Origin of the sequence: Polaribacter staleyi (genome assembly GCF_038024045.1) — a bacterium.
Lineage (GTDB): Bacteria > Bacteroidota > Bacteroidia > Flavobacteriales > Flavobacteriaceae > Polaribacter > Polaribacter butkevichii.
Genome location: NZ_CP150665.1, coordinates 1510079 through 1524238, shown reverse-complemented (window position 1 = coordinate 1524238; position 14160 = coordinate 1510079). Strand labels below are relative to the sequence as shown.

9 protein-coding genes are annotated in these 14160 nt (G+C 30.3%); 8 read left to right on the top strand and 1 reads right to left on the bottom strand.

Annotation, left to right across the window (positions count from 1 at the left end):
• Nucleotides 1–45 precede the first annotated feature (45 nt).
• From rhaD to WHD07_RS06680, 5 genes are all read left to right on the top strand, one after another.
• Nucleotides 46–840 carry a rhamnulose-1-phosphate aldolase gene (rhaD, locus tag WHD07_RS06700; RefSeq protein ID WP_343330538.1) on the top strand — a complete coding sequence of 265 codons (795 nt, stop codon included), beginning with the start codon at nucleotides 46–48 and terminating at the stop codon, nucleotides 838–840.
• 20 nt (nucleotides 841–860) lie between these two features.
• Nucleotides 861–2648, top strand: a complete 1788-nt coding sequence (locus WHD07_RS06695) for an L-fucose isomerase (RefSeq protein WP_343330537.1) — start codon at nucleotides 861–863, stop codon at nucleotides 2646–2648.
• Nucleotides 2649–2712: 64 nt separating this feature from the next.
• Nucleotides 2713–4023: an FGGY family carbohydrate kinase gene (locus tag WHD07_RS06690; RefSeq protein WP_343330536.1), complete on the top strand. Its 1311-nt coding sequence runs from the start codon at nucleotides 2713–2715 to the stop codon at nucleotides 4021–4023.
• A gap of 435 nt (nucleotides 4024–4458) precedes the next feature.
• Complete coding sequence (locus tag WHD07_RS06685) at nucleotides 4459–6207, top strand: right-handed parallel beta-helix repeat-containing protein (protein ID WP_343330535.1); 1749 nt, start codon at nucleotides 4459–4461, stop codon at nucleotides 6205–6207.
• 35 nt (nucleotides 6208–6242) lie between these two features.
• The gene (locus WHD07_RS06680) at nucleotides 6243–7703 is read left to right on the top strand and encodes a sulfatase (RefSeq protein ID WP_343330534.1); all 1461 of its coding nucleotides are present in this window, start codon (nucleotides 6243–6245) and stop codon (nucleotides 7701–7703) included.
• 100 nt (nucleotides 7704–7803) lie between these two features.
• Here the strand turns inward: WHD07_RS06680 and WHD07_RS06675 are convergent, their stop codons facing one another.
• Nucleotides 7804–9318 (bottom strand): hypothetical protein, encoded by a 1515-nt coding sequence (locus WHD07_RS06675; RefSeq protein ID WP_343330533.1) that lies wholly within the window; start codon nucleotides 9316–9318, stop codon nucleotides 7804–7806.
• A 359-nt stretch (nucleotides 9319–9677) separates the two neighbouring features.
• On the opposite strand from WHD07_RS06675, the gene WHD07_RS06670 reads away from it, so the two are divergent.
• From WHD07_RS06670 to WHD07_RS06660, 3 genes are all read left to right on the top strand, one after another.
• Entirely contained in the window at nucleotides 9678–10943 is a 1266-nt protein-coding gene (locus WHD07_RS06670; RefSeq protein WP_343330532.1) for a glycoside hydrolase family 117 protein, read from the top strand.
• Between the two features lie 279 nt (nucleotides 10944–11222).
• The gene (locus WHD07_RS06665; RefSeq protein WP_343330531.1) at nucleotides 11223–12458 is read left to right on the top strand and encodes a tyrosine-type recombinase/integrase; all 1236 of its coding nucleotides are present in this window, start codon (nucleotides 11223–11225) and stop codon (nucleotides 12456–12458) included.
• An 85-nt stretch (nucleotides 12459–12543) separates the two neighbouring features.
• Nucleotides 12544–14151 (top strand): hypothetical protein, encoded by a 1608-nt coding sequence (locus WHD07_RS06660; RefSeq protein ID WP_343330530.1) that lies wholly within the window; start codon nucleotides 12544–12546, stop codon nucleotides 14149–14151.
• The last annotated feature ends 9 nt before the right edge of the window (nucleotides 14152–14160 follow it).

Sequence of the window (14160 nt, the reverse complement as noted above, 5' to 3'; positions counted from 1 at the left end):
AACCTAATATTCTAATAGTTTTGTAATCTAAATTATCTATAAATTATGAAGACTTTAAAACTTCCAATAGAAGTACAAACAGAATTAAAAAAAGTATCTACAGTTGCTGGATATTTATGGCAAAGAGAATGGGCAGAGAGAAATGCAGGAAACATTTCTATGAACTTAACATCTTTCTTTAAAAAAGAAGATGTACAAGGAATTGGAGAAGAGGTTGCTTTCGATTTTCCTAAAGAATGTGCTGGTTTTGTAATTTATATTACAGGAACCGGATGTTATTTAAGGGATTTAGTAGACATGTTAGACGAGGTGTCTTGTATTTTATATATTAATGAAGATGCAACAGCATATTCTATTATTTGGGGAGGAAAGAGACCAAATTTTGGGCCTACTTGTGAGTTAATTTCTCATGCAAGTATTCATTTGTTTAACTCTAAGCATAATCCAGAAAACTTAGCGGTTGTACATACCCACCCATTAGAGTTAATCTGTATGAGTCATCATGATTTGTTTGATAATGAAGAAGAATTAAATAGACAAATATGGATGATGTGTCCTGAGGTAAAAGTTTTTGTGCCTAAAGGGATTCACTGTACTCCTTATGCTTTATCTAGTACTGCCGATTTAGCAAAAGTAACCATGGAAGCTTTTAAAACAAGAAATGTATCCTTATGGGAAAAGCACGGAGCAACTGCAACTGCACCAGATGTAATGAAAGCATGGGACTTTTTAGATGTAGCAAATAAAGGAGCTAAACTGTTAATGATGTGTTGGGCAGCAGGTTTTAAACCAGCAGGATTGTCAGACGAACAGTTAACAGAATTAGAACAATTTACATAAACCGAAAAACATTATAAATCATGAGTAGATTAATTGGTAGATTACCAAAAGTAGGAATTCGTCCTGTGATTGATGGACGTGAATTAGGTGTTAGAGAGTCTTTAGAGGTTCAAACAATGGACATGGCTAAAGCGGCAGCGAAACTAATTGAGGAAACATTGCGTTTTCCTAGTGGAGAAAAAGTAGAGGTTGTTATTGCAGATACTACTATTGGTGGTGTTGCAGATGCAGCAGCTTGTGCAGATAAATTTAAAAGAGAAGGAGTAGAAGTTTCTTTAACAGTAACGCCATGTTGGTGTTATGGTACAGAAGTTATGGATACAGATCCGTTAACGCCTAAAGCAGTTTGGGGGTTTAACGGAACAGAAAGACCAGGAGCGGTGTATTTAGCAGCTGCATTGGCAGGGTATTCTCAAAAGGGATTACCAGCTTTTGGAATCTATGGTAAAGAAGTGCAAGATGGAGGAGATCAATCGATACCGAATGATGTTTCTGAAAAAATCTTACGTTTTGTAAAAGGTGCTTTGGCAGTAGCTCAAATGAAAGGGAAATCTTATTTATCTATTGGGTATAGTTCTATGGGGATTGCAGGGTCTATGGTTGATGTAAATTTTTTACAAGACTATTTAGGTGTTAGAGCAGAGTTTGTTGAGTCTGTAGAGCTTTTAAGACGTATGGATGAAGGTATTTATGATCATGATGAATTTGAGAAAGCATTAGCTTGGACCAAAGAAAATTGTGAAGAAGGAGAAGATCGTAATGCTCCTGAAAGTCAGAAATCGCGTGAGCAAAAAGATGCCGAATGGGAGAAAGTTGTAAAAATGACTTTGATTTGTAAAGATTTAATGAACGGAAATCCTAAGTTGAAAGACATGGGATTTGGAGAAGAATCTAAGGGTAGAAATGCTATTATGGGAGGATTCCAAGGACAACGTCAGTGGACAGATTACCAACCAAATGCAGATTTTACAGAGTCTATTTTAAACTCTTCTTTTGATTGGAATGGAATTCGTCAAGCATATACATTTGCAACAGAAAACGATTGTTTAAATGCAATTTCTATGTTATTTGGTCACTTATTGACAAATAAAGCACAATTATTCTCTGATGTAAGAACTTATTGGAGTCCTGAGTCTGTAGAAAGGGTAACAGGTAAAAAATTAACAGGATTGGCAGAAAACGGAATTATTCACTTAATCAATTCTGGTTCTACAACTTTAGATGCTACAGCACAACAAAAAGATGCTGGTGGAAACCCAACAATGAAACCATTTTGGGACATTACAGAAGACGATGTTAAACGTTGTTTAGACAACACAAAATGGCCACCTGCTACTACAGAATACTTTAGAGGTGGAGGGTTTTCTTCTCAATTTTTAACAAAAGGAACCATGCCTTTAACAATGTGTAGAATCAATTTGGTAAAAGGATTAGGACCTGTTTTACAAATTGTAGAAGGGTGGAGTGTTGAGTTACCAGAAGATATTCATACAGTTTTAGATGAAAGAACAGATCCTACGTGGCCAACAACTTGGTTTGTGCCAAGAACAACAGGTACAGGTTTCTTTAAAGATGTGTATACAGTAATGGCTAAATGGGGTGCAAACCACGGAGCAATTTCTCACGGACATATTGGTGCAGATTTAATTTCTTTAGCGGCAATGTTACGTATACCTGTAAACATGCACAATGTTTCTGAAGACAGCGTGTTTAGACCAAGTGCTTGGTCTGCTTTTGGAGAAGGTTTAGAAGGAGCTGATTATAGAGCGTGTAAAAATTATGGTCCGTTATACGGATTTAAAGAATAACTAGAACAACTAAAAAGGTGTTTGGCAGTGTCTGTTAAACACCTTTTTTTAATTTTAATTTTTGATGATGAAAGTAATTGCTGTAATTGATATCGGAAAAACCAATAAAAAAATTCTCCTTTTTAACGAAAACTTTGAGGTAGTTTACCAAAATTCAAAAAGATTTGATGAAGTTTCTGATGAAGATGGTTATCCTTGTGATGATATAAAATCTATCGAAAATTGGATTCAGAATGAAGTAAAAAGGTTACAACAAGAAAGTAAATATGCTATTAAGGCAATCAATTTTTCTACCCATGGAGCCAGTCTTATTTATTTAGATAAACAGGGAGAAAGAGTAACACCTTTATACAACTATTTAAAGCCATTAGATTTAGAAGCGTATAATGAGTTGTATGATGCGTATGGAGGAAAAGAAGAATTTTCTAGAAAAACAGCATCTCCAGCCTATGGAATGTTAAATACTGGCCTTCAAATATTAAAGTTACAAAAAGAAAAACCAGCCTTTTGGAGCAAGGTAGCAACCATTTTACATTACCCACAATACTTAAGTTATCTTTTTACAAAAAAAATAGCAGCAGATTTTACTTCTGTAGGTGCACATACCGCTACTTGGGATTTTGATAAAATGGATTACCATCAATGGGTAACCGATTATAAATTAAATTTACCAACTCCTCAAAACGGTGAAGAAGCAGTAAAAATTAATTTAAATGGCCAAGAAATAGCTATTGGTACAGGATTACATGATAGCTCTTCATCTATTATCCCAATATTAGAAAAAGAAAAAAACAACGACTTTGTATTGCTTTCTACAGGAACTTGGATTATAGCCATGAATCCTTTTAGCAAAGAGACATTAACACAACATCAGTTACAAAATAATTGTTTATGTTTTATGACACCTCAAAAACAGCAAATTAAATCTTCAATGCAGTTTTTAGGTAAAATTCATGAAGTTTATATTGAGGCTTTAAGTAACTATTTTAAAGTTGATGTAAACAAACATCTACATCTTCATTTAAATGAAAAGTTGTGTCAAGAATTAATCTACGAAAATTCACGTGTATTTTTATCCGAAGGCATTGATGAAGATTTTGAAGCACATCCAAGTTTATTAGCAAACTATGCTAATTACGAAACAGCATATTATCAGTTAATTTTTGAAATTAGCAAAAAAGTAATTAACGGTATAAAATTAATTTCTGATGAAAATAGTGCTATTAAAGACGTATATATTTCTGGTGGATTTAATAAAAACTTAATCTTTATCAATTTTCTAAAATTACTAAAGAGCGATATTATCGTAAAAATTTCTGATTGTAAAAACGAAAGTGCTTTAGGAGCTGCTTTAATGATGAAATCGTATTTATAAGTATAAAAATAAATAATTAAAAAATACAGAAATCTTCAAAAGTTTACTTTTATCAAAGCCGAAATGTGGTTTAAAAATGAAAAAAATGTAGATAGGGGAGCGTATTATATAAAAGTAACAAGATTATTTAAAAAGTTTACCTTATTGGAATAGCGATTTTTAAGTAAATTAAAACAAAAACACCTCAACTAATTAATTAGTTGAGGTGTTTTTGTTGTGGAGATAGTTGGTATTGTATTTACGAAATAGAGGGTGTCTGTTGGTAGTAGATATAAACACTTTTATAACTTAGGCGTTATATATTTAGATCTATTGAAGGTTCTGTATAATACTTGTATAGTTGATAATGTGTGCTGTTTATGAAATGTAAAGTCCGGTTTTATTAAAAATTTTCTTGTTTAATCTAATTTTGAATCTATTATTTAAAAGAATTATATGGTTAAAAGAATCGGAATGATATTGTTACTTTTTAGTTTTAGCATCAATGCGAAAACAATAAATTTTGACAAAGAATATGGGATAGGTTTAAGTGGCTCAAAATTAGTCAATGCCATTAAGGAAGTGATAGAGGAAGCTCATAAAAACGACATCATTTTTTTTGATAGTGAAATCTATGATTTAAAAAGTGAAAAGTTAACTATTAATAAGCCGATATCTTTTGTTGGTCGTTTTGTTGACATAGAGGAGGTTGCTGTTGCTGGAGCAGTTAAGATATTTACTAGGTTTATCAATGTTTCTATTATTAGCGTTGAAAACAGTAATATTTCTTTTAAGAATATAGAACTGGGGTCTAATAACAAGAGTTCGTATATGGTAAGACTTCGCCGTAAGGCAAGTAAAGAAAACCCTCATCAGTTTTATAAAAATATATTATTTCAAAATGTAATTTTTAGAAATGGTATGACTCATATTTTGGGAGGTAATGGAGCTGGAGTAACTTTTTTACATGTTTCTTTTCTTAATTTTTCTAAATTAGGTTTTTCCTTAAATAGAAATGGCCATGTGAATTATCATCCACAAATGTTCTTTAAAAAATGCTTGTGGAGACCCAATTTTAATGATATGGATTTTAATACAAGAGCAGTTGGTTTTGATGCAGGTAACACGGAATATATGCAACTTTGGGATCATAAAAATACCACAATAGAAGATTGTAAATTAGATGGTGTGGGTTTGGGAGCTTCATCAAAAGGAAAAAATGTAATCATAAAAAACAATCACTTTTTAGGTTACAAACTTTATATAGATATGATTCATCTAGAAGAATTTTCGTCTAACTTTTTAATAGAAAATAATTTATTTGAACATGTAAAACCCGCTAGAGGAATTTATATTGATAGAGAAGGGCAGACTTGTAAGAACATAACAATTCGTAATAATGTTTTTAAAGGAAAATATGGTTGGATAATTTCTGCTTATTCTCCGAAGAATTTAGTCTTCGAAAACAATGATTTTACACAGGCCGAAGCTAAGGATAAGAATAAGATTACGATGGATTTTTCGTATCTCCATGGGCATGAATCAGAATTGCCTTTTCCTTTACCGATGCATAACGTACGTATTCGTAACAATCCTGGTTTAGATAATAATTTACAAGGCAAACTAAGGTACAATCAACTAAAAGGTGATGACTCTAATGTTATAGAATATGCAAAAGATAAAATTGAAGTAATTATTTTAGAAAGTCGTCCGGTTTCATTGGTTGATACCCGAAAACAATATCGATTAATAAATAAAAAAACCAAGACTTATTTAACGACAAGTAAACAAGAAGGAATCGTTTTAGAAAATAAAATAAGTAAGAAAGAAAAGGATGTATGGATTGTGAATTTTAGATATCCATACAATTACACCTTTCAAAATAAGAACACTAAAAATTACTTAGAAGTTAAAAGAGGGTATACTTTGGGTGATATTTATAACCCCTCAAAAATGACAACAATTCCTGCCGAACAAGTATCTTCTTATGAGGATACAGATGCGCAACCACGTTTTCACTTGATTAAACAGATAGTGGATGGGAAAGTCTATTTTGAAATGTATCCAGGAAGCAATGAGCGGAAATCTAGATTAACCTTAAAAAATGATAAAGCAGTATTGGAGCTTACTAGAGGACGAAAGGAATTAAAGAATAAAGCGGTTCTAAAGGATGAAAGTTTGTGGGAACTGGTAGAGGTTAAATAAAACTTGAAACGATTTAATAATTAAAATTAATTAAGATGAAACAAAAAAATATTTTAGGATTACTCTTTTTAGCACTAATGAGTATGAGTCCAACAGTTAAAGGGCAGGGGAAACGGCCAAATCTTATTATTATTCAAACCGATGAGCATAATTTTAGAACACTTGGTTGTTATAGAGATCAATTGAGGAAGGAGCAAGCATATGTTTGGGGAGAAGGTGTTGAGGTTAAAACGCCTAATATAGACAGAATTGCAAATGAAGGCGCAATTTGTAATAATTATTATGCTTCTTCGCCAGTGTGTACACCATCAAGAGCTTCTTTTGTTTCTGGTTTGTATCCTGTGGCTACAGCATCTTACAAAAATGATATTCCTATGTATGATGATGTTGTAACTTTTGCAGAAGCACTTAGAAAGGAAGGTTATGCAACATCATATTTAGGAAAATGGCATTTAGATGGAGACTCAAAACCTGGTTTTGCTCCCAAAAGAAAATTTGGTTTTGATGATAATCGTTATATGTTTAATCGTGGGCATTGGAAAGCATTGGGAGAAAAAGATGGTGTTTTGTATTTGCCTGGTAAATTCGATGAAAAAAAACAAGCTCAGTTTGTGAACCTTAAGAAAATTAAAGAAGAGAATTTTACTACAGATTTTCTTGTAGATAGAACTCTTGAAACTTTAGAGAGAGATAAGGATAAGCCATTTTGTGTAATGGTTTCTATTCCAGATCCTCATGGTCCAAATAAGGTTCGTTCTCCTTATGATACCATGTTTAAAGATGTGTTTTTTAAAAATCCTAAAACCTTAAATACTCCGATAGCTGATTTGCCAAAATGGGCACAAGTGAAAGGGAAAATGGTTAATGAGTTGAATCAGAAACAGATGCAGATTTATTTTGGAATGGTAAAATGTGTCGATGATAATGTTGGTCGGATTTTAGATTTTCTTGATGAAAATAACTTAACAGAAAACACCATTGTAGTTTTTACTTCAGATCATGGAGATTTGATGGGAGAACATCATAAGCATAATAAAAGTGTGCCTTATGAAACTTCAGCAAAAATACCATTTGTTCTTCGCTATCCTGCAAAAGTAAAAGCAGGAAAGGTGATTAAAAAGGCGTATACCACTGCCGATTTTTCTCCAACAATACTAGGTTTAATGAATGCTTCTCCTAATAAAAAAGTACATGGTATTGATGCTTCATCTGATTTTACATCAAAAGAAAAAGAAGTTGTAGACAATCGTATTACTTATATAACAGCACACAATCAAGCTTGGGTAGCTGCTTTAGATAATCGTTATAAGTTGGTTATTTCAGAATCCGATGAACCTTGGCTTATTGATTTAGAAAAAGATCCGAACGAACAAATAAATTATTACAGCAACCCAGAGTACAGTAAAATTGTGCAAAAACTTACTGCTGAACTTAAAAGTAGTTTGGTTAAATTTAAAGACCCTATTTTAAAAACATCAAAAGAATTGAGGTATTAGTGATGCTTGCTTCTATTGTTTTATAATGCTACTGTTTGTAACAAGTTAATAACGTATTAAAAAGATATTCTTTAACTTGTTTCAATAGTAGCATCATTTATTATAAACTACTTACATAATCTTCTAAGCTTTCAGAGCGTTCTAATCCTATTTTTTTTCGAATTCTAGATCTAGACATATGTACACTATGTGGTTCTATATTTAATATTCTTGCCATTTCTTTTGTTGAAAATTTCAATTTAACTAGGGCGAGATGTTTTTGTTCTGTAGAAGTACAATTAGGGTGTTTACTCTTTAACCTGTTATAGAAATCTGAGTTTACTTCTGTGAAACGTAAGTTAAACTGGTCCCATAAATCTTTAGCTCCTTTTTTGTGTTTATTATTTAATGATTTGTAAGAGGAAGGAGATTTTTCTTTTAAAACTTTAAGAAGTTCATCAATAGCACTATCCTTGTCTATTAATTGAAGAGCGTATGAGGTAAGTTCCTTACTTTTAAGTTCTATTTTTGCTTTACTTCGTTCTCTTTGGGCTTTGGATTGTAATTCTGTTTCCGTTTTATCTAATAAAGTCTTTTTTAATTTTAATCGCATTCTAGAAATTAAAACCAAACCAATAGCCAGTAATATAACTAAGAATATAATTATTTTTAACCAAAATTGAGTTTGCTCATTTTCTTCTATAATAGTATTTTTTTGCTGTAAAAGCGAATCTTTTTTTCTAATAGACTCTAAATAAGTATTTTTTATTTCGAACAACTCATTGTATACAATATTTTTAGTTTCTGTTAAACTGTCTTTTATTTTGTTTTTTGCCAATAGTAATTTATAGGCTTTTTTAGTTTTATTTTTCTTGTAGTAGATGTTCGAGAGGTTTGCAAGTATAAAAGGAGAAAGTGATTTGTTTATATTTAAGCTATCTATTAGTTTTAAGCTGTTTTCAAAATAATAAATGGCACTATCATTGGCTTTCATGTTCATTTTTAATTCACCTAAAGAATAGTAAATTCGAGATTTGTATTTAAAATCTTTTTTACCAGCCTTATTTTTTACATTTTGCAATAATTTAGCGGCTTCCTTTGTTTTGCCTAACTTCATTAGTAAATAACCTCGCTCTACCTCTGCTCCAAATAAAGTGTAACTGTTGTTTTTAAGCATAGTGGGGGTAAAAACACAGGAGTCTATATATTTTAAAGCGATATCGTAATTACCAGATTGTCGCTCTCTAGTTGCAAGCTTTAAATAGTTCGCATTTAATTGTTGATTGTCTTTGTTAGAAGGTGTAATTTTTTTAGAAAAATTTAATGCTTGTTGTAAATGAAATAAAGATTCTTTATTCTTATTAAAGTCGCTATATAGATAGGATAGTTTTCTGTGGATAATTGCTTTGTAAGAGTTGTTTTCTGTTTCTTTAACTAAGTATAAAGCGTGCCATAAATGTTCAAAAGATAAGCTCAACTTTCCTAATTCTTTTTGAAGATCAGATAACGTTATTAAACATTGTAGCGTTTTTTCTAATTTGTCTTTTTGTTTAAAATAGTGATAACATTTTGTTAGTCTTTGGTATGATTTTTCTGGAAATAGAGATCGCTCTTCATTTGCTAATTTATACTCCATTGTATAATAGTTTAGAGAGTCTGTATTTTTGTTATTTAATTTTTTTTGAGAATATGTTAAATTACATAATAGACATAAGGTTATTAAAATCAATTTTAAACCTCTTATTTTTAGGTGTTTATATTTATTTTTGTGCATATGGGTAATTTTAAAGCAATATACTTTTTTTGTTTTATAAACACATGTAATATACCATGTTGTATAATGTTTGTATAGCTAAAAAGGAGTTGTTTAAATCTTAATGTTAGTATTTTTGAAAGGAATGATACTAGTTATTTGTAATGGACTCTATTTTTTACCCAGAATAACATCTATCAAATTTTATCATATAAAACAATTAACTAAACACGTTAAATACCATGAATAAATTTTTAATAGTAACAATGCTTATTGGAGTATTGTTTTCTTGTGAAGGAAAAAAGAAAACCGAAATAATTGAAGCTGCATTAAAACCTCACAAAGTGTTTCCTTATCAATTACCAATGCAGAAACCAAAGATGGAATTAAGTGCTGCTTTAAATAGGTTGTATGATAATTATTTAGCACCAAAACCGCAAGAGAATGAGTTGTTTTCTCAATTTAAATATACTAATATAAAAGGTTTCGATTATCATAATCATGATGGAACCATAAGCCGTAGAGATCCATCTAAAGTTATTAAATATAATGGTAAATATTATGTTTGGTACACCTATAGAAATACACCAACACCACCTCGTGGAGCAAAAGAAAGTACAGATGTAATTCCGTCATCAGATTGGGATTTAGCAGAAATATGGTATGCAACAAGTGTTGATGGTTTTAATTGGGAAGAACAAGGTGTTGCTATAAAAAGACCAGAGAAACCAACTGTTGGTTGGAGAGCGGTTACTACAACAGATATTTTAGAATGGAAAGGGAAATACTATCTGTATTACCAAGGGTTTATGGAAGCTAGTGGAAAACGTGGAGATGATTGTCCTGTGGCTGTATCTTATGCAGATTCTCCAAATGGCCCATGGACTGCATACAATAAAATTGTAATACCTAATGGTCCAGAAGGCGCATGGGATCAATATTCTATTCACGATCCTTATCCTTTAGTTTATAAAGGGAAGATTTATTTATACTACAAATCAGATTTTGGTAAAAAAGGAGATTGGATACGAATGCAAGGATTGGCAACTGCAGATAATCCTTTAGGTCCTTTTACAAAACATCCATTAAACCCTGTAATTTCAGCAGGTCATGAAACATCTCTTTTTCCATTCAAATCGGGAATTGCTGCCATGGTTTATAAAGATGGAAATGAGCACAATACTATTCAGTATGCTAAAGATGGTGTGAATTTTGAAATTGCTTCAATTACAGAAATGATGCCCTATGCAGGTGCGCCGTATGTTGAAGATGCTTTTACAGATACCAAAGATGGTAGAGGTATAACATGGGGAATGGCACATTTTATAGCCTTAGGAGGTAAAGGTCAGTTTCACTCTATGTTAACACGTTTTGATTGTGATTTAAGTCAAGATTTGCACGACCCAGAAATGAAAGAACCTAGAGTAAACTACAAACCAGAAGATTATTTTAAAAGAAGTTTAAGTAAAAAACAACTAAAACGTATAAAGGAAGAAAGTATTAAATAGATAAGAACATGGTATTTTACTAGACGTTCTAAGGTACATCTTTTTTAACAACTTAAAGAAATAAACCCTGTATCTATAAAAGGTACAGGGTTTATTTGTGGAGACGCCGAGTATACTTTATATTAATTTGCATTAGTCATTAATTCTTTATAAGTTGTTTATTTATAAGGGTTTGGTGGCTTTTTTTATGTCTTGTTAATAAGTTTTTACATAATAAGATATAACAAAATTATCAACGATTTTATGAACGCATATTAATCTGATAATATTTTACAAATTATGAAACAATCTTTTTATTTAAGAAAACCAAAAGGAAACAAAGAGACTTTAATTTTATTTTCTTGCTATTTTAAAAATGAGCAAAAGCAGTTTGTTTATTCAACGAGAGAAACTATCAACCCAAATCATTGGGATTCCGAAAATAAGAAACCTAAAAATAGGGGAAAACAAATTTCATCTAGTCAACGTCAAATTTCAAAAACCCTAAATAAATTTATTGATGAGTTCTATTTGTTTCAATCTCGATGCGAAATGAGTAAAATGAAATTTACAAGCCAATTATTGAAAAAACATTTCGACCAGGAGTTTGGAAATGTAACAACTAAAAAAACTACTTTTTTTGAAGTCTATGATCTTTTTATGGAGGAGAAGATTAAAAGGAAATTGTGGAAAAAATCTACGGTAAAAAGATACAATAATATTAAGAACTTATTATTAGAGTTTGAGAAAGTAAAAAAATACAAATTAACTTTTACTAAAATTAATAATTCATTTTATACTGAATTTTTGGATTTTTTCTTTGAAGATAAAGATCACTTTTCTAACACTGTTCATAGAAACGTTGGCTTATTTTTTACTTTTTTGAATTGGTCAGTAGAAAATAAGTATACTTATACTTTAGATTATAAAAAATTTATTAAGCCTATTAAAGTTTTAACTAGGCAAGAAGCTTTCACTTTAGATGAATTAATGATGCTCTTTAATTTTGAAATTGAGAATGATTCCCATAGAGAGGGAAAAGATATGTTTATTTTACAATGTTTAACTGGTTTAAGGTATGGTGAAATGACAAACATTAATAAAAGAAATGTTTATGATAATTATTTTATTCTAAAAGAAATTAAAGATGGAAAAAAAGTTGAGAGAGAAATTCCTTTAATTCCTATTTCAAAAGCTATTTTAGAAAAGTATTCTTATGATTTACCATTGATTTCTAATCAAAAACAAAATGATAGAATTAAAGAGATCTTAAAGGAAGTTGGTTTTGATAGGGAGGTAGAATTTACCAGAGCAAAAGGAGTGGATCAAAAGTTGTTTGTAAAAAAGTTTTATGAACGTATTTCTACACACACTGCTAGAAGAACTTTTATAACCATTATGAGAAATAAAGGGATTGCAGATAAAACAATAATGAGTATTAGTGGTCACACAGATATTAAGACTTTTAATATGTATCATCAAGTAAATAATGATGCCAAGGTAAGTGCTGTACAGTCGGTATTTGAGAATTTTTAATTTTATCAGATATACCTATTAATAGGTATATCTGATTAGATTTTATTACTTAGTTTTAAGTTTAATTAAACAAACGAAATGTATTATGAAAAATTATTTACTCTTTTTAGCTTTCTTGTTTTTTTTGACAGCTAATTCCCAATCAAAGAATAACCAAGAAAAAGATACTTTAAAGCAAAATAAAGAAAGGTTATTTCAGAAACAAGTAACAGAGATTATAAATGCATATCAAAAAGATTCTATAATAGTCCAAAGTGAATTATTAAATACACGTTTATCAAAAGCATTTAATCAGGTTATTTTTAGTAGTTCAGATCTTGTGGATAATGCTTCTGCATTTGGTGTTTCTCAAAATGAAGAAAAAACTACAGTATCTGTTAGTACTAATTTCCTTTTGCCTGATAAGAGTATAAATCAGTTATTTTTAAAGGCCGGTATTAATTCTAGCGGAAGTGGTTCTGTTTTTAATATTTACTCTAGAAACGAGTGGCAAAATAGTGTAGGAGCGAATATTGGTTTTATATATAAATTTTCAGGTACTGGTATTTCAAATGAAAATGATGTTAAGCTGAAGTATGATAAAGTCTTACGAGAAATTTTTATCAGGGATAGTATTATGAAAGAAGTTGTAGCGCTTAATTTTGAAGAATATATCAAAATTAGAAAAGAATATATTTCATCTATTAATAATTCTGAAGATTTAATTAAACCTAGATATGATGAGGGGAAAGATACTATCTATAGAAATGAATTAAAGGAAAATTATAAGAAATTAGCTAGAGTTGAATTACTTTTAAAAAAAATAGAAAAGCAAATTCCTGATTATAAAAACTCAAAAGAGAATAATAAGCATGAAATCCTAAATTTTTCAAATTATGATACTTCAACTAACAATAAAAATGATAAAATTATTCAATATTTACTTACTGAACTTTGGAAAGAAGAAAGCAAAGGGAAATTTGCTTTAAGGGATCTTGTAAATGATGTTGCTTATGTGTATGATGAAAAAAACATAAAAAATACAGGATATAGTTTTTGGTGGTTAGATGGAAATTTTAAACTAAATAATGACACCTTTAATTTTTCAGAGAAAGCAGAAAATGTTGAAAGTGAAGTTTTATCGGAATTTAATAATTTAGATGCAGGAGAAAGAACTGGACTTAATAAGTTAAGTAAAGAGGTTTCATTAAATATTAATTACTCACGTAATTCTCTTTATGGAGCTTTGTATTTAAAGGGAGGAGTAAAATTTAATTCAGGTTCGTTTTTAAATAGTAACCTAATTAATGGAACGGCAAATATCTATGAGCTTAATGGTGATCAAGAGTTCTTGATTCAAGATAAAGATAACGTGCTTTTAGGTAAACTTAACTCAATTGATGAAGATTTATCTTATGGCTCTCTAAATATATATGGTGCTTATTTCTTTGGAAAGAAAAAAGTTTTTGGTTTAAACTTAGCACTAACACACAGATATAGGATAGAAACACCTGAAAGTTCTTTTTATAAAAATAATTATTCCGTTTTATTTGGTCCCGTTTTCAGGAAACCCAAAAAAGATGATGATACTGGCCTAACATTTGGAATTGATATTGGATTTGATAACGCGATATATGCTTATAACGCAAATGATAATTTTGTTGCAAGAATAAGAGTAGGTATTCCTTTTAATTTATATACTATGAAAAAGTAATAAACGGTA